Source organism: Brevibacterium epidermidis NBRC 14811 (genome assembly GCF_001570805.1).
Lineage (GTDB): Bacteria > Actinomycetota > Actinomycetes > Actinomycetales > Brevibacteriaceae > Brevibacterium > Brevibacterium epidermidis.
Genome location: NZ_BCSJ01000001.1, coordinates 144,176 through 167,161 on the forward strand (window position 1 = coordinate 144,176; position 22,986 = coordinate 167,161).

A 22,986-nucleotide genomic window follows, 5' to 3' on the forward strand; every position below is an offset into this window, starting at 1 on the left:
GCGCTTCGCTGCCCGATACCTGCCCACTTCTGAGAGGATCCGATTCGTGCCCCGAACACCGCTTCGCACACTGAGGACCGCCCTATGGCATCTGCGCAACGGCGGGATCAGCCAAGTCGCGAAGTGGCGTCGCCGTCGCTCGCTGGTCCAAGGAACTGCAGAAGCCTCCGCCGAGGTCGCAACGGGAAGCCTGTCGGCGGAGGTCCTCGGGGACCTGTTCCCTCCCCTGCCGATGGTTCATCGCACTCCGGTCTTCGATCAGCTGTCGGTCGGAGTGATCCTCGACGAGTTCTCGACCGAGAGCTTCGGCTATGAGTGGTCGATCCGACCGCTGTACCCGACACAGTGGTCGACCGAGCTCGACGGACTCGACTTCGTCTTCGTCGAGTCTGCCTGGAGCGGCAACGACGGTCAATGGAAGTTCAAGCTGACAAGTCCGTCGGGTCCGAGTACAGAGATCACCGAACTGCTCGGCGAGTGCCGTCGTCGAGGCATTCCGACGGTATTCTGGAACAAAGAAGATCCTCCGCACTTCGAGGATTTCCTGCCGTTGGCGCGGATGTGTGACGTCGTCTTCACCAGTGATGTCAGGCTGATCCCCGAATATCGCTCCCGACTGGGCCATGACAGAGTCGCCCCCCTGCCCTTCGCCGCACAGCCGGCGATCCACAATCCCTCTCGACCTGCACGGAACGCCGCAGCCAGAGACATCGCCTTTGCGGGCATGTACTTCGCCCACAAATACCCCGAGCGCAGAGAGCAGATGGACCTGCTGCTCGGAGCCGCTGACTCCGTATCGCCGAGGATGCAGTACGGACTCGAGATCTTCTCCCGTTTCCTCGGCAACGATGAGCGCTATCAGTTCCCGGGCACCTTGGCCGGGCGCGTAGTCGGGTCACTCCCGTACCGCAATCTGCTCACCGCCTACAAACATTTCAAGGTCTTCCTCAACGTCAACTCCGTCACCGATTCCCCGAGCATGTGCGCACGCAGGATCTTCGAGATCAGTGCCGCCGGCACCCCCGTCGTCACCACCCCCAGTGCGGCGACTCGTGAGTTCTTCCCCACCACCGAGGTCCCTCAGCCCGAAACTCAGGAGGAAGCGGAATGGACTCTGCGTGCCTATGTGCGCAGTCCTGAGCTGAGAGACCGCACCGTCCATCTTGCCCAACGACGCATCTGGGCCGAGCACACCTACACGCACCGAGCGATGACGGTGATGGATTCGCTCGGACTCGACTATGCGCAGCCATTCCCCACGTCCGTCTCAGCGGTGGTATCGACGAATCGGCCGGACCACCTCGGCGAGGTTCTGCGGACCCATGCCGAACAGCTGCACACGGATAGGGAACTCGTGTTGGTGACCCACGGGTTCGCGGCACCTGCCGATCTGCGAGCACGCGCCGCAGAAGCAGGGATCGACCATCTGCAGATCGTCGAGGTCGACGCTGCGCAGCCGTTAGGAGTCTGCCTCAATCGCGGAGTTCAGGCGGCTTCCGGCGAAGTCATCGCGAAGATGGACGACGATGATGTGTACGGAGCGCACTATCTGGGCGACCAACTTGCAGCCCTGCGCTATTCGAATGCCGATCTCGTCGGCAAGCAGGCACACTACCTGCACATTCGGGGCCGCGACATCGTCATCTGCCGCTTCCCCGAACGCGAGCATCGGTTCACCGATCTCGTCATGGGACCGACTCTGATGACCCATCGGTCAACACTTCTGGACAACCCGTTTGCGGAGCGCACCCTCGGCGAAGACACGGAGCTCCAGCAGAGACTCGTCGGCTCCGGAGCCCGGATCTACTCGGCAGACAGGTTCAACTTCGTCCAGGTCCGCGGCGACCATGCCCACACGTGGAGCGTCGACGACAGTCACCTGCTGGCCAACGGAGACGTCCACGCATTCGGATACGCTCCGGACCACTACTGCTTCTGAGGATCCACTCTTCAACGCTCGCTCGAAAGCCCCCATGACCCGCACCAACCGGCCCGCGGAATTCTTCGTATGCCCCAGGTGAACTGTTGGTGAAATGGGCGGTTTCGGTCTGCTCCGGTCAGTAGCGTGGCGGTCATGCTGTGAAGATTTCGCAGTGGAACGCCATGCCTTCCGGTGGCCAGAAGTTCCATTGCGGACGTTGGACAACTGGAGCCCATTTGAAGACCACCACGACTGGAGCCGAGGACATCGCCTCCGTCCGCGAGAACGTCTCTCGTGTCATTGATGAGACTTCGTCCCTCAATGCCGAACTCGCCAAGGAACTCATCAGCGCCTACGACCGCGAGTCGAAGCTGCTCGGCGGAATCAACAAGCGCGAGAACGAAATTGCGCGGCTGAAGAACGAAGTCGCGAAGCGGGATGCGAAACTCGCCTCGGTCAACGAACGCCTCGAACGGCTGCTGGGCTCCAAGGCCATGCAGGTCCAGCGCGCGTACTGGCGCCTGCGCCGTCCTCAGGGCGGGACCTCCCGGCAGACGAAGGGCGGTCAGCGATGAAGGAAGCCGATATCAAGAAGCGGCAGGCCTCTCTTGACGCCCGCATCAAAGAACTGAAAGCAACCCGCACTCGCCAGAAGTCGCTCGGTGTGCACACGCAGTCGGACTACTTCATCGACGGTCTGCTCGGACGGCACCCCTACATCGATCTGGCCGAGTCGCGTGAGGAATACCTCGATCGCCACCGTTCCTTCGCAGCCCCGGTCGAAAGCAAGATCTCAGCCCTCATCGACAAGGCTCAGCAGCTGCCGAGGACTTCAGGCCAGCATTGGGATCCTCGACGGAAGCTGCGCATCGGAATAATCGCCGACCGGTTCCTCTTCGACTCGCTCAAGGATGCGGCTCATGTGGTGCCGATCAGTCCCGTAACCTATGAGCAGGACATGGCGGACATCGACCTGCTGCTCATCACCTCAGCCTGGCGCGGCCTCGACGACGAATGGTTCAACGTCGCCCTGTCCGGCTCGCCGGCACGCCAGGTCCTCGAGTCGCAGGTCGTGCCCTTCGCACGTGAGAAAGAGATTCCGATCGCCTTCTACTCGAAGGAGGATCCGCCGAACTACGAACAGTTCGCACCCCTGGCGAAGTTCGCCGACCACGTGTTCACCAGCGCCGTCGAATGCGTTCCCCGATACCGCGAGTACCTCCACAATCGAGTGCCGGTGACTGTGCTGCCCTTCGCAGTGAACTTCGTCCACCACCATCCGCTCGGAAGCATGCGCCACTCCGGCCGCGAGTTCGTCTTCGCCGGATCCTGGTTCGAGCACAAGTACCCGGAGAGGAAGTCATCCGCTCCGCGGATCTTCGACGGACTGCTGTCCGCCGGAGCCGATCTCACGATCGTTGACCGCAACCTCGAGCTCGACACGGAGAAGTTCGCGAAGGCCGACCGCTATCTCTTTCCTGAACGGTATCTGCCGCATCTGCACCGGCCGATCGATCACGAGACACTGCTCGATCTGCAGCGCCTCCTGCCCGTGGGCATCAATCTCAACTCCGTTGTGAACTCCCAGTCGATGTATGCCAACCGGATCATCGAGCTGCAGGCGATGGGAACGTTCATCGTCTCGAACTACAACGCGGGCGTGAACTCCCTCTATCCGCAGGTGTGCATGCCTGACTCCGCTCTCGACATGGAGCAGACGTACCGGGCGCTGACACAGCACAGCATCCGAGAAGCTCAAGTGGCGGGAATCCGCGCCGCTTTCACTGCCAACACCGCGTTCGACCGTATCGACACGATCGCCGAGGAGATGGGTCTGGACTCCGGTTCTCCCGATCACACGGTCTACGTCACCGGACTGACGGAATCGGATTTCGACACCTTCCGCCTGGCCCAGTCGTATGCGGGTCCGGTGGAGGTTCTTCCACACGACTCCGACCGGGTCGCCGGCGCTGACGGCGACGTCATCATCGACCTGACCGGGCATTCCGATTTCGGTCCTCACCTCGTGCAGGACGCGGTGAATGCATTCCGCTTCACCGACGTCGACGAGGTCCGGATTCTGCCGATCGATACGACCGAGTCTCTCTACGAATTCGTCGATCCGGTCGACTCCGACCAGCACATCACCGCCACGTGGCGCCCGGCCGGAAGCCGCCTCAGTGACGGTGTCGGGCCTGAGCGAACAACGCTGACGATCGCCTCGGACCTCGTCCTCGAGCGGGTCGAGACGATCGACTTCGCGGCCGAGCCCGAGATCAGTGTGGTCGTTCCCGTGTACAACAACGGTCCGCACCTGAAGTTCAAGTGCTTCGAATCCCTCCGCCGGTCGTCGATCTTCGATCGCTGCGAAATCCTCCTCGTCGACGATGGGTCCACCGACATCGAAACGCCTGCGATCCTCGACGAACTTGACCGTGCCTACCCGAACGTTCGAGTCCACCGGTTCCCGGCCGGTGGTTCGGGCAGCGCCTCACGTCCACGCAACAAGGGGCTCGAACTCACCCGCACCCCGTACGTGACCTACCTTGATCCGGACAACGAGCAGACGAACGACGGTTATGCGCTGCTGCTCGAGATGGTCGAAGAGCACGGATACGACTTCGCCATCGGCAATATGATGCGGTTCAAGCACAACCGGATCATGATCAAGAACGCGGGCATCCTGCGACCGGTCGTCGGCGACGACGGCGTGCTCGAAGACAATGCGCTCTCTCGAGTGAAGTTCCAGCCGATGAGCATCCAGGCGCTCGTGGCAGACACGCAGTGGCTGAAGAGCCTCGGCATCTATCAGCCGATCGGCGCCGTGGGACAGGATTCCTACTTCTTCCAGCAGATGCTCTTCCACGCCCGCCGGATCGGGCTGACGTCGACACCGATCCACACCTACTATGCGGCGGTGACGAACTCGACGGTCAATGCCATCGGCCCGCGCTTCTACGAGAAGTACCTGCCCCTGGAAGAGGACAGGTCTGCGTGGCTGCGCGAGGTCGGTCTGCTCGAGGACTACAACGCCAAACGGCTCGAACCCTTCGTCAAAGGATGGTTCGTCCAGAAGCTCGCGTTCGCCGCCGAAGAGGATATCGATGAGTGCAAGAGCCTCATCCGTCGACTCACGCGGTTCTACGGCAAGACGTCGTGGAAGGACGCCGAGCTCGCCGAACTCCATGCCGTCACACATGTCTGATGCCGCACTCAGCGAAGAGCCCCCATTCGAGCGACTGGGCACATTGCTGCCCGGAGACCGCATCGAACGACGCCCCGGTCTCTTCCAACGCTTCGATTTCCACGCCGGAACGGTGACGGTTCCCGCGCTCCTGTGGTCAAGGGTCGAGCCGACCGGCCGTCTCGTCATCGCCTTCAACGGAGCAGTCCGGAGGACACCGGGGAAGGATCCGCAGGAGATCTTCCAACGGCGGACCTGGGTCGACGACTTCGACGCCGATGTCCTCTTCATCTCCGATCCGACGCTGCGCACGGACAATCAGATCAGCATCGGGTGGGGGCAAGGTGCTCCCGGCCGCTTTGCGCTGCCCGCGATGGCCCAGACGGCGCGATTCGTCGCGGAGTGTCTCGAGGTTCCGTCGGCTGCTCGCCTGTATTTCGGGACCAGCGCGGGAGGCTTCCAGGCTCTCCAAACAGCCGCCCGCGACGAGGGCAGCCGTGCCTTGGTGAACAACCCGCAGATCGACTGGACGAAGTACATCCCGGTGTACGTCACAACGATCGCCCGCCAGATCTATGAGGGTGCGACTCCAGAAGAGACGGCGGAGAACTTCCCGGACAGGACGTCGACCGCTCACGCCTTCGCCGAGTTCGGGCATATCCCCCGAACTCGCTGCCTGCTCAATGCCGCCAGCGAGAACGATGCCCTCGCGCAGCTGCCCGCGCTTGTCGACGCTCTGCCCGCTCAGTCCGGTGAACGATCCTGTTTTGATGTATCGCTGTATTCCGACGTCCGCGGCGGTCACAATCCACTGTCCAAAGCCGCCACCGCCGCGGCCGTCAACGCTATCGTCAGCGAGGCCGCGGATGAGTGAACGGATCGAAGTCGACACCCGTGAACCAGCACCTGAACCTGTGTTGGAGTCCGTTCCTGCCGTCGAATCCTTGAGTGAGAGCAGCCGAACCGACCGCGTCCCCGCTGAGAATCCGATTGTCGACGGCATCGCAGCTGCCGCTCGACTGCTGTCCGAGCATTCCGATGACCTGGAGACGGCCGCGCGGAAGATCAGCTCAGTACTCAACGGTCTGACGTCTTCGGCAACGGTCTGCCGGATTCTCTTCCACACTGCGGTGGCCGAAGGTTCATCGCTGCGATCGCGGTTCGTCGCTGACCTGTTGGCCAGCAACGGCCGTGCCCAGCTGGCACGTCTGCTGGCTGATCAGGCGATCGCAACTGGGGCGAAGCCATGGCAGAGGAGACGGCTGGGGTCCCTCATGCAGGATGCTCCGAACAGCGACTTCGGTGAGGGCGCCCGCCGATCCTTCGACCTGACCATCTCAGCTGACGGAACGACCACGCTCGAGTCAACAGGGTCGGATGCGGAGCCGGCGGCTGAGCACGAGCTGCGTTCCGTCACCCGCTCTCTCGGTGCGGATACAGACTGGCTCGCCGAACTTGTCTGCGCCCTCGATGACACCCCCGTCGGCATTCAGCACGATGTCGTCTGCATCCGCATTGCCTCGACTGAGTTCGCACGCCAAGCGCTGACACCGGTGCTGGAGACCCTCGCGATCCTGCCCGTCGTACCGATCCTCGTCGCCGAGTCTGTCGCGGCAGCACTGTCGACCTCTGACTCGGTGGGTCGGCCCCTCCTCGACCGAGCTCGAGCCGTTCTGCTCACACCGAACCGATCAGGACAGCAGACGATCATCTCGATCCGCGGCTCCGAACTGCTCGACGCCGGACCGAGCTCGGACCTCGTCCTACCGACGGATGTCGATATCCAAGCGCTGGGAGCCGCCCTCGGGCTGACGACCATCGTCGAGTCACCTGTGCTGGCCAAACACGTACGCACGGTCGTCGACTCTCTTCGGATCGAATCATCCCGACTGCTGCCCCTGTCCTCTGCGACCAGAGCGTTCGCCCGGCTGCTGCGGTTCCGGGGAACGCGACGGCAGAACGCTCCGGTTCGCAATATTCTGACCGGACACCTTCTGGCCGCCGGCTTCTTTGCTGAGGCCATGGCTCTCGTCGATACCGTGCCGCCCTCCGACCGCGGGAAGGTCTACCGCGCGCGACGCATCCGTGCTCTCTTCGGAACGGGACGCTTCGACGAGGTCGCCGACACTGCCGAGTCCGCGACCGCATCCGCCGCGGACCGGCCTCTCATCAGCGAGTCCGCAGCCGCCTCGGCGATGCTGCGCGAGCTTGAATCCGTGTCCGAGAACACCTCGGTGCCGTTCGAGCCCGTGCCCGGCAGGGTCCTCACCATCCTTCACGCGAGCGCACCGGACCAGAGCGGCGGCTACGCGGTTCGCGCACACAGCGTCCTCAAGACCATCGCCGCAGGCGGCTTCGAGGTCATCGCTCTCACCCGCCCGGGCTTTCCCGAGGCAGCGAACTCGTTGGAACCGGGGGCCACCGCCGAGGTGGTTCACGACGGGATCCGCTACCTGCGCCTGGGCAGCGATTCCGCCCGCGCCGACGGCGAGTTCGCGTACATGCGCGAGGCCATCGACCATTTCGCCGAGGTGATCCGCAGGGAACGACCGTCGGCCGTCCATCTGCGTTCGACCTACGTCTCGGCCCTGCCTGGCCTCATCGCGGCTAAGCGCTTCGGTCTTCCCGTCGTCTACGAGGTCTCGGGCATGTGGGAACTCGTCTACGAGGCCGCGAACACCGCCCGGATGGAGGGCCGTCGTGCACGCACCGTGGTGCTGGAGAACGCAGTGTTGGAGCATTGCGACGAAGTCCTCACCATCACCGAGGCGATGCGCGACATCATCAGCGACAGAGTGCACACTCGACGCCCGATCGGCATCATGCCCAATGCCGTCGATACGGCTGAGTTCGCGTCTGCAGAGAAGAACCCGCAGGTGCTCTCGCGATTCGGTTGGAGCGCCCACGACCCGGTCATCGGATACATCGGCACGTTCGTCGGCTACGAGGGTCTCGACATCCTCGTTCGAGCCATCGCTCTGGTCCGCAGCCGCGGAGTCCCGGTGCGCGCGCTGCTCGTCGGAGACGGCGCAGAGTCGTCCCGGATCCGGTCGCTGGCAGCCGATCTCGGCCTCGACGAATCGACTATCGCCTTCACCGGGCGCGTCCCTCATGACGAGGTCGCCGAGCTCTATTCGGTCATCGATGTCTGCGCCTATCCGCGCCTGCTCACCCCGGCGACCCGCGCGGTCTCTCCGCTCAAACCTTTCGAGGCGATGGCGGCGAAGAAGTCCGTCATCGTCTCCGATGTCCCGGCTCTCGCGGAGATCGCCGGATACGGCGAGCGCGGTCTCGTTGTGCCCAGCGGTGACGTCGAGACTCTCGCCGAGGCGATCAGCGCAGTCATCGAGGATCCTTCCGCGACGCTGTCACGGGTGGAGGCCGCGGCCGCATGGACGGAATCGGAGCGCAGCTGGTCGGCGGTCGGTGCGGTCATGGGATCGGCGCTCGCTAGGCTGACGTCATGACACGGACGATGCTGTTCTACGGGCATGTCGCCTCGAACTGGGGTGATCTGGCCATCAATGCCGGTGCCCTCGAACTGATGCGCCGGGCCGAGGTCGACATCGAAGGCTCGATGGCCGTTCTCCTCGCTCCTTCGGACCAGTTCCGCAGGCAGGCGGGCTTCACCCTCAAGGGCATGAAGCAGCTGATCGTTCCCTCTGACGGCCGTGCACGCGGTGGCCGTGACGAGGTCGAACTGCTCATCGACTATGTCGCTCATCCGCACCGGTTCGCCGAAGATGTCGGTATGGCCGATGTCGACCTCGTCGTCCTCAACGCCGGCGAGCATCTCTTCGAGTCGGCGACCGGAGAGAACCTCATCGACCTCGTGTGGAGGATCCTCCCCGCACTGGCCGCGCAGTCGCTGAAGAAACCAGTCCTCCTGCTGCCGTCGACCGTCGGCCCGTTCCGCACATCGTTCGGGACCGCGCTCGAGGAGTTCCTCCACCAGGGCGTCGACGCAGCAGCTTACCGTGATCTCGAGTCCCGGAGACTCGAGTCGCCCGACCTCGGTCAGGAGCTTCCGGTTCTCCTGGATCCCGGCTTCTTCGTGCCGGGACTTCGGGCTCAAGAGGAAGAGAACCGCGACGAGGATGCCCTCGGCATCGTCTTGCGGCCCGAGGACATGGGAATCCGGCCGGGGTCACGCCGTTCGGCATTCGTGCAGAACAAACTCCGAGACTCGCAGTTCCGCAGCTCTCAGGCGTTCCAACTCTTCTCCTCGGTGGCCGAAGCCCATCTGGCCGATGGAGGAAAGGTGAAGGTCATCGTCCAGACCCGAGCCGACCGGGAGATCTCCACGGCGGTCGCCGATCATCTCACCGAGGTCGCCGGTTCGGACAGGGTCGAACTCATCGATCCGACTGGGTTCCGGTCGTTCGTCGACGAGCTCGGCCGCCTTGGTGCTTTGGTGACGTCACGCTTCCATTCGGTCATCCTCGCCTCGTCTCAGGCGGTGCCGACCGTGGGCGTGTTTTCGGAGACGCACGGACACAAGATGCCCGGGCTGTTCGAGCTGCTCAAATTTCCCGACTGCGCCGTGCGTCTGGATGACCGCAGCATTTCGGCAGTGCGCGACGAAGTCGACGCGGCGCTGTCCACGGTCCGCGGCTCCATCGACGAGATCCACAACCGGATCCGGGCGAACAGAACCCTGGTCCGTCGCTGGTTCGCCGAGGCGATCGCCTCGCAGGAGACGACGACGTTCGATACGTCTGCACTGAGGATCGAGGCGTTGGCGCTGCTCTATCGGGCAGGGCTCGAACGCGCGCAGAACGAATCACTGTCCCAAGTGCTGCAGGCAGTGCACGATCTGCGTGACGCCGACAGCCGCTTAGATGACAATGCACCCGGCGCAGAGTCGCGCTGAGAACGACCCGAGGAGCTGAAGAGATGATCGAGCGCACCATCCCCGAGGAGGGGCATCACCACGTCGAATCGGTGGCGGCGTTCACTGGGCCCCAGCCGGGCGCCTCGACGACGTACACGATCATGCTCGATGACGTCCCCATCGATCTGCGTTATGACGATCGCGGGTTCGACACCACCGTCGTCTTCTTCCATGCCGCGATCACGAAGGCGGTGCGTCGGTACCCGGTGTTCTCCGGGGCCACGTTCTCCGAAGATGTCGCAGCGAATCGCCTGTTCATCAGCGACCCGTCGCTCTACGTCGATTCCCGAATCAAGCTCGGCTGGTACGCCGGCAGCAGTCGGCAGCCGAAGCTGCAGGACGCATTGACTGAGATCATCTCCAGATTCGACGGTCCGGAGCGTCGGCTCGTCTTCTTCGGCGCATCCGGAGGCGGCTTCGCCTCCCTCTACTACTCCACGCACTTTCCCGGGTCGATCGCTGTTCCGGTCAACCCGCAGACGACGATCCGCAACTATGTGCCGGTCATCGTCAACCGGTACCTCAACTATGCGTGGGGCGGGCTGTCTGTCGACGAGCTCCCTGTGTGCACCGATGTCATCGACCTCTACCGTCGTCCCGTGAGCAATTTGGTGCTCTATGTGCAGAACTCCGGCGACAGTGATCATATGGAACACCACTATGCGCCGTTCTTCGATGCGCTGCCGGACGGTCACCAGGTGGAGTCCCACCTCGTCGATGCCGGTGAAGGTCATGTTCCGCCGAAGCGTGCCCTGTTGGGCAAGATCCTCAAGGATGTCGTCGGCAGCTGAGAACCCTCAGGTGATGGTGAGACGGAACGGGAGCGTATTGGCTGCGGTGTCTCCGGAGAACTGACGCAGTTCGACCGACCATTTCGACGCTCGGAAGTTCTGGCGGATAGACCAGCTGCCGTCGTCGGCGCATTCTGCCGATCCCATGTGTTTGAAGTCGTTTTTGCCCTTCAACCAGAGTTCGATGCGGCTTCCGGGTGTGCCGACTCCGATGAATTCGGTGGCGCCGGCTTTCCGGGCTTTGCCGGGCAGGGGCGAACGCAGGTAGAAGAATGGTTCGCTCTGTCCGAAGATGTCGGAGTTGATGCGGATGCACTTCTGCTTGAGCTTGCGCGTCCGACGGTGCAGATCGAGCAGAGCGTACTGCTGCGGCTGGGTGCGACGCCACGTCAGCCCCATCGTCTCCGGGATTGCTTCGTGTTCGACGACGCTGGCTCGGAACGCTTCGAGGTCGATGCCGAACGGGTCGAGATCCGCTTGGGCGAGCGGGCACATGGAGTCGCCGAATTGGGCGATCCGCGAGTCGTAGTCCCCGTCGCCCTGCCGATGGTAGAGGTAGAGCCAGTCATCGGTGTCGGTCTCAACTCGGTGGGCCAGTCCCCCGCGCTGAACCGCGGTGGTCAGCCATTTCCGGTGGGAGGAGAGCATGAGGTCGCCGACGTCGGCCGCTGAGCCGAAGAAGGTCGAGTTCGGGACGTGACTGGGGTAGATCAGCTCGCCTCGGTTGCCGCGCGGTGCGTCGATGCCGACGCCTTTCGCGGTCGTGGCTACCTGCGCCCCGGCAACATCCGGTTCGAAGGCCTCGAGGTGGGCATCGTGCAATCGGGCCGATATCGCATCGTCGTCATCGAGCAGCTGGGCATGGAGGGGACACTTCGGGTGCGTCTCCGCCTTGAGCGCCGCGCGCACAGTGTCCCCGAGGCGGGAGTGGTCCGGGACGAAGTGGAAGCGAACCGTATCGGTGAGTCCGTGGGCGTCGATGACGTCGTGGACATCGCCGAGGATGTCCGGCGGCAGGTCCGAGTCGAGCAGGATGGCCCACACCAGATCTCGGTCGCCCATCGCGGCCACGCTGGCGGCGGTGATGCTGCTGAAAAGTCCGAGGCGGGTTCGCCACCAGACGGGGTCGAAGATGCCCACTCCCATGCGGGTCACCAGCACGGTGCGCGTTTGAACTGCCACGATCGTCGCCGTCAATCGGCGAAGGCGACGCCTGGTGCGAATTCCGCGATGCGGTCGCCGACGCCGAGCAACGATTCGATGGCTGCAACCGAGCGGGCGGCGGCTCGTCCATCACCGTAGGGGTTGACGGCCTTGGCCATGGCTTCGTAGGCGACCGCGTCATCGAAGAGTCGGGAGACTTCGGTGACGATCACAGTGGTGTCGGTGCCGACGAGTTTGACCGAACCGGCGGTGACCGCCTCGGGGCGTTCGGTGTTCTCACGCATGACGAGGACGGGCTTGCCGAGGCTGGGGGCTTCTTCCTGGATTCCGCCGGAGTCGGTGAGGACGACGTCTGAGGCGGCCATGACCGTGGTGAACTCGCCGTAGGACAGCGGTTCGGTGACGAGCACGTTGTCGAACTTCTCGACTCGAGGAAGAACGGCCTCGCGTACGAGCGGGTTGCGGTGGGCCGGGAGCAGGATGAGCAGTTCGGGTCGGGCAGCGGCCAACTCGGCCAGCGCGTCGCCGATGTTCTCCATGGACGAGCCGAGGTTCTCCCGACGGTGGGTCGTCACGAGAAGTTTCGGGCGTTCGGAGGCGACATAGTCGGCGACGACCGGGTCAGCGGGGGCCACGTTCATGTCGACGGCGATGTGGAGGGCGTCGATGACGGTGTTTCCCGTGACGACGACGTCGGCCGGATTGACGCTCTCGGCCAGCAGGTTGTCGCGGGACCTTGCGGTCGGGGCCAGGTGAAGTGCGGAGATCTGACTGGTCAGCTTCCGGTTGGCTTCCTCGGGGAAGGGGCTGAGCAGATTGCCGGAGCGCAGGCCGGCTTCAAGGTGGATGACCGGGATGCCGCGGTTGAAGGCAGCGATGGAGGCGCCCATGACGGTGGTCGTATCGCCTTGGACGAGCACGGCGTCGGGAGCCTCATTTTCCAGCACGGAGTCGAGTTCGCCGATGACACGGGAGGCGATCCCGTTGAGTGTCTGCCCCTGCGACATGATATTCAGGTCCACGTCCGGGACGATTCCGAACAGATCGTTGACCTGGTCGAGCATCTCACGATGCTGGGCGGTGACGACGGTGCGGGAGTGCAGGGTCGCGCTCGATTCGATCGCCCGGATGAGAGGGGCCACCTTGATGGCTTCCGGCCTGGTGCCGAAAACGGTGAGGACAGTGGGGGTCACGCACGAACTCCTGGTCGGGAGAACCACGGGGGCCGCCTCGGCGAGGCAGGGTTCTCGCTTCAATGCCGATGTGGGTAATGGTATGCAGTTCTGCAGAACTTGGACATACCGACTCCATTCATCTCATCATGACGAACCCACCTTCGCTGACCGAATCAGAAGACCTTCACAGCGCATTCACTCAAAGTTGATGATGAAGTCACGTCAGCGGTCATTTCATGAGTCATTGTGGTCAGGTTGTCTCGAGAAGCTCTCGGGTAACATCAGTAGTCGTTCATCTCGAGTTTGGAGCATCGCACACATGCCGCCCACCGCCACCTCTCAACGCCCTTCCGTCGCTGTCGTCGGCCTCGGTTATATCGGTCTTCCGACCGCAGCTGTTCTGGCCAGTTCGGGCGCAGAGGTCGTCGGCGTCGACATCAACGCCGATGCCGTGGCCACGATCAACGCCGGCAAAGTCCCCTTCGTCGAGCCGGATATGGCGACAACGGTGGCCGGTGTCGTCTCTCAGGGTTACCTGCGAGCCACGACCGAGACTCCGCACGCGGACAATTACATCGTCGCGGTACCGACTCCTTTCAAGGACGGGCACGAACCGGACCTGTCCTACATCGAGACTGCGGGTAAGCAGATTGCACCCCTGCTAGAGGGCAATGAGCTCATCATCCTCGAATCGACCTCGCCTCCCGGAGCAACGGAGTTCCTGGCCGAGACGATCATCAAGGAACGCCCGGATCTCACGCTCAAACCCGGCAGCGCACAGACCGTCTACTTCGCGCACTGCCCTGAGCGCGTGCTGCCCGGCCGGATCATGATCGAGCTGCGGACCAACGATCGCATCGTCGGCACCCTCAACGGCAATGCCGGCGAACGTGCCCGCGATCTCTATGAGCTGTTCTGCGAGGGCGAGTTCCTCATGACCGATGCTCGTACCGCGGAGATGGCGAAGCTGACCGAGAACGCCTACCGCGACGTGAATATCGCCTTCGCGAACGAACTGTCGGTGATCTCTGACGGGCTCGACATCAACGTGTGGGAGCTCATCAAGCTCGCCAACCACCACCCTCGCGTCAACATCCTGCAGCCTGGCCCCGGAGTGGGCGGCCACTGCATCGCCGTCGACCCGTGGTTCATCGTCTCCACCGCGCCCGAGCAGTCTTCACTGATCCGCACAGCGCGTGAGGTCAACGATTCGAAGCCAGGCTACGTGCTCGACAAGCTCCTCCCTCAGGCACGTCGGATCCAGGATGTGCAGATCGCGGCACTTGGTCTGGCGTTCAAGCCGAACATCGACGACCTGCGCGAGAGCCCGGCCCGGCAGATCGTTGGACAGCTCGCCGATGCGCTCCCCAACGCGAACATCATGGCGGTCGAGCCGAACATCGACAACCTGCCTTCGGAACTCGAAGAGTGCGAGAACGTCACGCTCACTGAGGTGAACGAAGCCATTCGCGCTGCCGATATCGTGCTGCTGCTCGTTGACCACAACGAATTCACCCGCATCGACCGGACCCTGCTCACGCAGAAGATCGTCCACGATACGCGGGGCGTCTGGGGCTGAGACCTGAGACCGAACCCACTTACCTATCGACTGCGCCGCTGAGAATACTCAGCGACGCAGTTGTATTCTGCGGCACGGTTCCAAAACGAGTCCTGCGGCTACTCGGTCAGATCGTCAATCAGAAGGTCATACAGCTCTGCCAATTCCGCAGAACGGCAGAGATGAGCGAGGAACGCGGCAGGACTCTCCACAGGAGGGTTTCGTCTCCGGCGGAACAGAGTGAGTACTGCCATCAACGCTTGGTCACGATGTGCATAGGCCGTGTTTGTCATGAACTCGTCTCCGGTGAGAATCTCAATTGAAGCCTCACGAACGATGTCCGAGTCGAGCAAACCAGCTCGCTGGTCGTCGGTGACTATCGCATCCGCTCCGCTCATCAGTGCTGCGTGTAAGACATGTTCGTCATCAGGGTCCCGCAGCCCGTATCCGTATTCCCGATCACGCGGTGCTAGGATCTCAGCTCCAGGGAACGCCACACTCATCCGGTGCAAGAGGGCCGCATGCCTTTCGCCACTCATAGAACGATTCTTCTTCTCGTCGATTCGGTTGAGCACATCGATCAGCTCGTTGAGGACACCGGAGCTCCAATGGGGCGTATAAGCATTTTCTGCCGCAAGTTGCAGGAGGAAGTCCCTCTGCATACCGGGGACGAGTACGCAGGTGTCCAAGACGGCTTTGTACACGCGGGCGGCCTCTCAGCTCAGATGATTCCTGCGTTCCTGTCGAATCTCGGACAGGGCTTCCGCGCTCTCTCCTTCGTCGACGTTTTGGTATTCATAGGAGCTCTCAGCGATGAAATCCGATCGCTCGATATGAAGCTGGTCCCGGTATGCCACAACATCAGCCAACCGCAGTTTCCGTCGAACCGAACCAGGAACATTGGCTTCGAGCTCGCCTGCATCGATGAGTTTGACGATAGTAGGACGACTGAGCCCAAGCAGATCAGCCGCCTGCTGGGTAGTGATCTCCTTATCGCGGCGGAGAAGGCTGACTGATTGCCCTTTGCGAAGCCCTTCTGCAGCACGCTTCAGCACGTCGAACAGCTCCTCTGTCAGCTCCACCCGGTCAGTCCCATCAGCTCCGGACAAGTAGTAGCGGCCCGAAGACCCGTCCTCACGTCGTTGCTTGTGTGCAATGAAATCAAGGACAGCCGCCAGCTTGCCGTCATCGGCACTGTCGCCTGTTGGCACCGTGACAGCATCCGATTCGACCATGATCACTCCTAACCCCCAATTCCTTACCACCAGCTTAGTTACGAAAGTTACGAAAAACAATGGCTCGGGCCGGATGCCGTTGCGCACGGCAGGAACTCCGGGAGAAAGCCGATTGCGTCCATCCAGCTGGGCGCTCGAGCGTAAGGTGGACTCAACGTCTCCACTGCAGAACGAGTGTGTCTCGTTTCGGCTGGTGGAGACCGCTATAGCTACCGCCCACCGAAGTGCTGAGGAGAAGAATTGACCGCTGAACCGATCTGGCTTCCCGACCCGAACCAGACCCCGCGACCGCAGATCGCTGACTTCATCGACTTCGCGAATCAGCGCACCGGCCAAAGCCTGGCCTCGTATGACGATCTGTGGAAGTGGTCGGTGACCGATCTCGACGGGTTCTGGGGCGCGGTCTGGGACTTCTTCGACGTCATTGCCGACGAGCCCTTTACCGAAGTTCTCACCGATCGGTCCATGCCCGGGGCCACCTGGTTCCCCGGGACCCGGCTCAACTACGCCGAACACGCACTGCGGGCCGGCCTTGATGACACCCTCGCTGACGAACCGGCCATCATCACCATCAAAGAATCCGGCGAACGCACCGAAACCACCTGGCGCGAGCTGCGTCGCCAAGTTGGATCCGTCGCCGCCTGGCTGTGTGAGCAAGGAGTCGAACAAGGCGACCGTGTCGTCGGATACCTGCCGAATACCCATCACACTCTCATCGCCTTCCTCGCCTCCGCCTCGATTGGCGCCATCTGGTCCGCCTGCGCCCAGGACTACGCGGCCGAAGGTGCCGGGACGAAACTCGGCCAGCTCGAACCGAAGGTGCTCTTCGCCGCCGACGGATACCTGTGGAACGGGCAGGCTTTCGACCGCCGCGACCAGGTCGCGGATCTGGCCAACCGGATGCCGAGCCTGCGGGCCGTGGTCGGGGTGGGCAACCTCGGCGAGGAATTCATCGATGAACACGGGCAGATCACGAACCTCACCGCCTGGGACGATGTCGCTTCCGGGGATGTCGAACCCGAGTTCGCGCGCGTCGATTTCGATACCCCGCTGTGGGTGCTGTATTCCTCGGGCACGACGGGGATTCCCAAGGGGATCGTGCACAGCCACGGCGGGGTCGTCATCGATCATCTGCGTCTGCTGGGTCTCCACCTCGACATTCGCCCCGGTGACCGGTTCTTCTGGTACACGAATACGAACTGGATGATGTGGAACCTCGTCGCCTCGGCGCTGGTGGGCGGTGCGACCACGGTGTGCTTCGACGGCAGCCCCCTCTATCCGGGGCCGGGCCGGCTGTGGGAGATCGCCGCGGAGACGAAGGCCAATGTGCTCGGGGTCAGTCCCGGGATCTTCCTGGCCGGGATGAAGGCCGGGATCGAACCCGGTAAGGAGTTCGACCTGACCGCGCTGCGGACGATCGGTGCCACCGGAGCCCCGGTGCCCGCCCACTGCTTCCCATGGGTGCGCGATGCCGTCGGCGAGCGCGTGCAGCTGGCCTCGACGAGCGGCGGCACGGACGTCGTCAGCGGCTTCGCCGGATCCGCGCCGAACTGTCCGATCTGGGCCGGGGAACTCTCGCGGCCGGTGCTCGGTGTGGCGTTGGAGTCCTGGGACGACTCCGGCCAGCCTTTGGTTGGCGAGGTCGGGGAAATGGTCATCACCGCCCCGATGCCGTCGATGCCGGTGAAGTTCTGGAACGATCCCGACGGTGAGCGCTACCGCGACACGTACTTCTCGATGTTCCCCGGAGTCTGGCGCCACGGCGACTGGATCACCATCACCGACCACGGCAGCGTCATCATCTCCGGCCGCTCGGACGCCACCCTCAATCGGCAGGGCGTGCGCCTGGGCAGCGCCGACATCTACGACGTCGTCGACGGCATCCCCGAGGTGGCCGAATCCCTGGTCATCGGTGCCGAGCAGCCCGACGGCGGGTACTGGATGCCGCTGTTCGTGGTGTTGGCAGAGGGGGTTTCGCTTGATTCTGCTTTGCGGGACCGGATCGCTGGGGAGCTGCGTTCCAAGGCGTCGCCGCGGCATGTGCCCGATGACATCATCGCCGTCCCGGCCATTCCGCACACTAAGACAGGTAAGAAGCTCGAGGTCCCGGTGAAGCGGCTCATTCAGGGGCATGCGTTGGAGAAGGTGGCGAATCCCGATGCTGTGGATTCGTTTGAGGCGCTGACGTACTTTGCGCGGTTCGCGAATGGTGGGGGCACCGGCGACTGAGTCCTGGCGCAACCGAGTCGAGGGCAGACCTGGGCTGAGTGCCGGGCTGGCCGGGGAGCTGCCTCGGCGAGGCGGCTCTCTCCGGAACCGGGCATTTCGCGTACGGTGAGGCTATGACTGCTCTCTTCACCCTCCCACCGGCGGATATTTTGATCGGAGTGGACGGATCGGACAACAGCCGCCAAGCGTTCACGGCTGCCGTCACTGTCGCACAGGAGCACAACTGTTCGATCCGGGCCGTCGGTGCCTACAGTGTCCCGGTGATCCCACGCCGGCACGCCCCGACGATCTCCGACGATCACCACCGCAGCATCGGGAATTCGACGCAGGAACTGCTCGAAGAATTTGCCGCGCAGGCACGGAGCGCAGGCGTCGAGGCATCTGTCCAAGCCATCGAGGGGGACGCGGGAGAAGTCCTCGCCGAAGCCAGCCGCTACTCGCGTTTGGCAGTCGTCGGCAAACGCGGCCGCAACCGGCTGGCGAGCCGACTGCTGGGCACAGTGTCGGGTGCATTCGTTGCGCGTTCGCATTGCCCCGTACTGGTGGTGCCATTCCAGGACTCAGACCTCGGCGACGATGTGCCAGCACGGGAGAACCTTGGTGGATCCGCCTCGGAGGGCCAGCACAATTGGTTGAGTTTCGAAGACGAAGTCGTCGCTGGAGTCGACATGGGTTCGTCTGCTCTTCCGGTCGCAGAGGTTGCGGCACGTGCTGCAGAATTGAGCGGCCGTCGGCTCGCTTTCGTATCAGCCGTCCCCGCTGATGCGGGAGCCTCGCGTGGGGCTGGTGCCGAGGACTCTGCTCCGACTGATCGTGCATACGCACACCATCTCGAAGAGTTGGTGAGCGCCGTCAAGGAGCATCACGAAGGACTGGCAGTACGCCTCGAGCTGGCAGAGGGCTCGGCAGCGGCCACACTGATTGAAGCAACACGCACAGCAGCACTCGTCGTACTGGGCACCCGCGGTCGAGGAGGGGTTGCCAGCCTGCTTCTGGGGTCGGTCAGCCGGAGTGTGCTCAACCAGGCGAAGTCGCCCGTGCTGATCGTCCCGAACGCGACCGCGCAATAAGGCGGTCGATGCCGTCTTTTCTACATAATGTAGAAATACTTGGTATGCTGGAGCCGGACGACGGTGCTTTCGCTCCGGGGTTATCGCCGTCGCTCGGGATCTGAGCAACCCCGGCAGGAGGTTCATGATGTACGAGGACGTAACAGCCGCCGATATGCGCACCCGCGATCTTGGAGTTCTGGTCGGATTCGACGGCTCTGACCACGCCAGATCGGCTCTGCAGTTCGGCGCGAGCGAAGCACTTCGCCGGAAAACGACTCTGACCGTCGTCACCGCCTATGCGGTCCCGGTCCCGATCTACCCCAATATGGCCTCTCTGCCCTCAGAGCCGGAGGATCGCGCACGACGCAAGAACGCTGAAGCCACCCTCGATGTGGCCGAGAAGTATCTTGACGACTACACAGGCGACCTCATCCTCGCCGTTGCCGAGGGCAACCCCACCGGCACCCTCGCCGACCTCTCCAAGCAAGCCCAACTGGTCGTTGTCGGGGCTCGCGGACGTGGTGGCTTCATCGGGCAGCTTCTCGGTTCAGTCGCCGCCGCGCTTCCTGCTCACGCCCACTGCCCCACGATCGTGTTCCCCGGAACCGCCTCCACGGAAGCAGACGCGAAGAACGAGAAATTCGCCGAGCAGAAGCCGGGCGGTCCGATCGTCGCCGCGATTGATGGTTCGGCGCAGAGCGCCGAGGTCCTCACGCAGGCGGCGCAGGTGGCAGAGAAGACGTCCGCCCCTCTCAGCATCCTCATGATCATGCCGCTGGCGGAGGAATGGCTGTACTGGTATCCCGACGTTCAGCTCCAGAACGAATCGAGCCTGAGGCGCAGGAGCGATCTCGAGAAGACGATCAGAGCCGACCACTCGTGGCTTTTCGAAGATCACCCGAATCTGGAGATCTCCATCGATGTCAAAAGCGGCCAGGCGATCGACGCCATCACTGACCGGACCACGACAGCGCAGCTGACCGTGGTCGGCAGCAGAGGTCGCGGTGCGGTGCGAAGCGCGCTGCTCGGTTCCGTCTCTCGCGGTGTGCTCAACAGGGCTCAGGGCCCGGTGATGATCGTTCCTCCCCGATCACAGCCTTAAGTTCTGGTCATGAACGATCGAGTTCCTTTCGCTTCCTCCGGCCGCGACCTCGGTGTCCTGGTCGGCGTCGACGGCTCGGCTCATGCCAGGCTCGCGTTGCATTTCGCCGCAGTCAATGCGCTGAGCAGCAACACGGCTCTCACGGTCGTGGCCGTCTATCGGCTTCCTCCGATGATGTACACCGGTGAGCCGGCAATTCTGGTCACGCCTGAACCCCGCGCCGAACGGGATCGTGCCGAACGGGATCGTGCCGAAACGGTCCTCGATGATGCCCGAAAGTATCTGCGCGACTACCCGGGAAAGGTCACGTTCTCGTCGGCAGAAGGCAGCCCGACCGGAGTTCTCACCGAACTCAGTGGGCGTGCGCAGACGGTCGTAGTCGGCTCCCACGGTCGCGGCGGCTTCATCGGCCAGCTCCTCGGTTCGGTCGCCGCGGCGCTTCCTGCCCGGTCGCAGTGCCCCACTGTGGTCGTCCCGAAGGACTATCAGCCGGAAGCCGGGCAGGGCCCGGAACTCTTCGCCAACGCTCGAGACACCGGACCGGTGGTCGCTGGAATCGACCTGTCCGAACGCAGTCGCATTGTGCTGCTCCTCGCAGCACGGCAGGCGGAGCTCTTCGCGGCTCCACTGCAGGTCCTGACAGCGATGCCGCTGCTGAGGGAGTGGAAATATTGGTACCCGGAACTCGAGGAGTTCGAGACCATCACTGAGCGCCGTCAGAGCAATCTGCGGGCATCGGCGGAGAAGGAGATCGCCTGGCTGCGTCAACGTCATTCGTGCCTCGAGATCACTGCCGACGTCGAACTCGGCGCCCCGGGCGATCTTCTCGAAGCGAAGACCCGTGCTGCACAGCTGACGGTGGTCGGTACTCGCGGTCGTGGCACGATGAAAAGCACACTGCTCGGCTCGGTCAGCCGCGAGCTGCTCAATCGCGCGCAGGGACCGGTCATGGTCGTGCCGACCGAGACGGCGGCACAGTAGTCCCACCGTTATTCCCGGTCAGGCGAGGATGAGGATCCGGCCCCATTTGGCTTCGAGAATGGTGCTGGGGACTGCTGAAGATCTGCTCCGCTCGCTCTTTCTGCAAAGCAGCGGGCGGGCTGTAGAACTCGTTCAACGACGAATCAGGTTTTCGATACTGCCTCGCATCGATAACCTGACTCGTCGTTGAACGACGCGGCCGCCGAACCAGAACGGACGCCCCTCCCAGTCCTCGGCGCTGGCCTCGTCTGAACCAGCCGGGGCCTCAGCTCCCGGCGTTCGCGTCCGCGGTCAGGTGGGCGCGCGCCTCGGCGAGCATGGCTTCACGGGTCGCGATCTTCACGCGCTCACGTCCCTCGGCCTCACCGAGGGCCTTCTCCGCGGCCTCGAGCCGGTGATAGCCCTCCCAATCGGTGAAGTCGACGCCCTTCGACTCGAGCAGCTCGACGATCGAAGACTCCTCCGGGTAGAGGGGTTCGGTGAGCGCACCGGCGGCCTGGTCGTCGAGAATATGCCCGATCGTCTCGAGCGCATCACCCTTCGTGTGACCGATGAGCCCGACGGGGCCGCGCTTGATCCATCCGGTCGTGTATACGCCGGGGATGACGTCCGCCTCGGCGGCCTGGCCCTGATCATCGGCGTCGACGACGCGACCTTCGTGATTCGTGATGACCTTCTTGACCTCGTCGAACGGCAGCTGCGGCAGCTGCGTTCCCGCATAGCCGACGGCACGGTACACAGCATCGATGTCCCAGTCGTGGAACTGCCCCGTGCCAACGACGCCGGCCGAACCGTCGAGTTCCTGACGTTCCGTGCGCAGCCCGGTTACCCGATCCTCGCCGAGGATGGCCACCGGCGCGTGGAGGAAGTGCAGGTGCAGACGCCGCTTCGCTCCCGTCGGCTCCCGCAGGGTGAAGTCGGTGAGCGTCTTCGTCACCTGCTTGGTCTGGTTGTTCGACCGGATCGCCTCCTCCGAGGCCTCGTCGAACTCGAAGTCCTCGGGGTAGACGATGACGTCGACGTCTTTGACCTGTCCGAGCTCACGCAGCTCCAGCGGAGTGAACTTTGCCTGCGCGGGACCACGCCGGCCGAACACGTGGACGTCGGTGACCTTCGAGGACTTCAGGCCCTCGTACACGTGGTCCGGGATCTCCGTGGTGTGCAGGTCATCGGCCTGCTTCGCGAGCACCCGAGCCACGTCGAGGGCGACATTGCCGTTGCCGAGCACGGCGACCTTCTCCGCATCGAGCGGCCAGGTCTGGGCGACATCGGGATGAGCGTCGTACCAGTTGACGAAGTCGGCGGCACCGTAGGAACCAGGCAGGTCGATCCCGGGCAGCGACAGCGGTGCGTCGACGAAGCAGCCGGTGGAGAAGATCACCGCATCGTAGCGGTCGGTGAGCTCGCCGAGGTTGATGTCGGCTCCGTATTCGACGTTGCCGAACAGGCGGATGTCACCACGGTCGAGGACCTTGATGAGCGCATTGATGATGCCCTTGATCCGCGGATGATCGGGGGCGACTCCGTAGCGGACGAGCCCGAAGGGAGAGGGCAGGCGTTCGAACAGGTCGATGCTCAGTTCCAGGTCATGTTCGGCCTTGGTCAGCAGGTCGGCGGCGTAGATGCCGGCGGGGCCGGCACCGATGATGGCCACTCTGAATGGGATGGTGGGCATGAGTTTCCTTGATCAGTCGTCGTGG

The 22,986-nt window shown here is 63.3% G+C and carries 17 protein-coding genes; 12 read left to right on the top strand and 5 right to left on the bottom strand.

Annotated elements, in window-relative coordinates; translation table 11 throughout:
• Nucleotides 1-46: 46 nt before the first annotated feature.
• From BEP01S_RS00625 to BEP01S_RS00655, 7 genes are all read left to right on the top strand, one after another.
• On the top strand, nucleotides 47-1,939 hold the full coding sequence (locus tag BEP01S_RS00625) for a glycosyltransferase family protein (protein ID WP_062239309.1): 1,893 nt from the start codon (nucleotides 47-49) through the stop codon (nucleotides 1,937-1,939).
• 218 nt (nucleotides 1,940-2,157) lie between these two features.
• Entirely contained in the window at nucleotides 2,158-2,496 is a 339-nt protein-coding gene (locus tag BEP01S_RS00630; RefSeq protein ID WP_062239312.1) for a hypothetical protein, read from the top strand.
• Entirely contained in the window at nucleotides 2,493-5,126 is a 2,634-nt protein-coding gene (locus tag BEP01S_RS00635; RefSeq protein WP_062239315.1) for a glycosyltransferase, read from the top strand. The genes BEP01S_RS00630 and BEP01S_RS00635 overlap by 4 nt, the downstream gene beginning before the upstream one ends.
• Nucleotides 5,119-5,979 (top strand): hypothetical protein, encoded by an 861-nt coding sequence (locus BEP01S_RS16895; RefSeq protein WP_062239318.1) that lies wholly within the window; start codon nucleotides 5,119-5,121, stop codon nucleotides 5,977-5,979. Before BEP01S_RS00635 ends, BEP01S_RS16895 begins: the two co-directional genes overlap by 8 nt.
• Nucleotides 5,972-8,572 carry a glycosyltransferase gene (locus tag BEP01S_RS00645; RefSeq protein WP_062239321.1) on the top strand — a complete coding sequence of 867 codons (2,601 nt, stop codon included), beginning with the start codon at nucleotides 5,972-5,974 and terminating at the stop codon, nucleotides 8,570-8,572. The genes BEP01S_RS16895 and BEP01S_RS00645 overlap by 8 nt, the downstream gene beginning before the upstream one ends.
• Nucleotides 8,569-9,978: a polysaccharide pyruvyl transferase family protein gene (locus BEP01S_RS00650; RefSeq protein ID WP_083532410.1), complete on the top strand. Its 1,410-nt coding sequence runs from the start codon at nucleotides 8,569-8,571 to the stop codon at nucleotides 9,976-9,978. The genes BEP01S_RS00645 and BEP01S_RS00650 overlap by 4 nt, the downstream gene beginning before the upstream one ends.
• A 23-nt stretch (nucleotides 9,979-10,001) precedes the next feature.
• Nucleotides 10,002-10,790 carry a hypothetical protein gene (locus BEP01S_RS00655; RefSeq protein WP_062239327.1) on the top strand — a complete coding sequence of 263 codons (789 nt, stop codon included), beginning with the start codon at nucleotides 10,002-10,004 and terminating at the stop codon, nucleotides 10,788-10,790.
• A 6-nt stretch (nucleotides 10,791-10,796) separates the two neighbouring features.
• On the opposite strand, the gene BEP01S_RS00660 is transcribed toward BEP01S_RS00655, so the two are convergent.
• Nucleotides 10,797-11,972, bottom strand: coding sequence for a glycosyltransferase (locus BEP01S_RS00660; protein ID WP_157070474.1), 1,176 nt, complete (start codon nucleotides 11,970-11,972; stop codon nucleotides 10,797-10,799).
• An 11-nt stretch (nucleotides 11,973-11,983) separates the two neighbouring features.
• On the bottom strand, nucleotides 11,984-13,147 hold the full coding sequence (gene wecB, locus BEP01S_RS00665) for a non-hydrolyzing UDP-N-acetylglucosamine 2-epimerase (RefSeq protein ID WP_062239332.1): 1,164 nt from the start codon (nucleotides 13,145-13,147) through the stop codon (nucleotides 11,984-11,986).
• 301 nt (nucleotides 13,148-13,448) lie between these two features.
• Between wecB and wecC the strand changes: the two genes are divergently transcribed.
• On the top strand, nucleotides 13,449-14,708 hold the full coding sequence (gene wecC / locus BEP01S_RS00670) for a UDP-N-acetyl-D-mannosamine dehydrogenase (protein ID WP_062239335.1): 1,260 nt from the start codon (nucleotides 13,449-13,451) through the stop codon (nucleotides 14,706-14,708).
• Nucleotides 14,709-14,806: 98 nt separating this feature from the next.
• On the opposite strand, the gene BEP01S_RS00675 is transcribed toward wecC, so the two are convergent.
• Nucleotides 14,807-15,391, bottom strand: a complete 585-nt coding sequence (locus tag BEP01S_RS00675; protein ID WP_062239338.1) for a PIN domain-containing protein — start codon at nucleotides 15,389-15,391, stop codon at nucleotides 14,807-14,809.
• Nucleotides 15,392-15,403: 12 nt separating this feature from the next.
• Entirely contained in the window at nucleotides 15,404-15,922 is a 519-nt protein-coding gene (locus BEP01S_RS00680) for an excisionase family DNA-binding protein (protein WP_062239454.1), read from the bottom strand.
• 240 nt (nucleotides 15,923-16,162) lie between these two features.
• Between BEP01S_RS00680 and BEP01S_RS00685 the strand changes: the two genes are divergently transcribed.
• The 4 genes from BEP01S_RS00685 (at nucleotide 16,163) to BEP01S_RS00700 (ending at nucleotide 21,286) form a co-directional block, all read left to right on the top strand.
• Complete coding sequence (locus tag BEP01S_RS00685) at nucleotides 16,163-18,151, top strand: acetoacetate--CoA ligase (protein WP_062239341.1); 1,989 nt, start codon at nucleotides 16,163-16,165, stop codon at nucleotides 18,149-18,151.
• Nucleotides 18,152-18,264: 113 nt separating this feature from the next.
• Nucleotides 18,265-19,221 carry a universal stress protein gene (locus BEP01S_RS00690; RefSeq protein ID WP_062239344.1) on the top strand — a complete coding sequence of 319 codons (957 nt, stop codon included), beginning with the start codon at nucleotides 18,265-18,267 and terminating at the stop codon, nucleotides 19,219-19,221.
• A 124-nt stretch (nucleotides 19,222-19,345) separates the two neighbouring features.
• Complete coding sequence (locus BEP01S_RS00695; protein ID WP_062239347.1) at nucleotides 19,346-20,305, top strand: universal stress protein; 960 nt, start codon at nucleotides 19,346-19,348, stop codon at nucleotides 20,303-20,305.
• Between the two features lie 9 nt (nucleotides 20,306-20,314).
• Entirely contained in the window at nucleotides 20,315-21,286 is a 972-nt protein-coding gene (locus tag BEP01S_RS00700; protein ID WP_062239350.1) for a universal stress protein, read from the top strand.
• Nucleotides 21,287-21,551: 265 nt separating this feature from the next.
• Here the strand turns inward: BEP01S_RS00700 and BEP01S_RS00705 are convergent, their stop codons facing one another.
• Complete coding sequence (locus BEP01S_RS00705) at nucleotides 21,552-22,961, bottom strand: FAD-dependent oxidoreductase (RefSeq protein ID WP_062239353.1); 1,410 nt, start codon at nucleotides 22,959-22,961, stop codon at nucleotides 21,552-21,554.
• Nucleotides 22,962-22,986 lie beyond the last annotated feature (25 nt).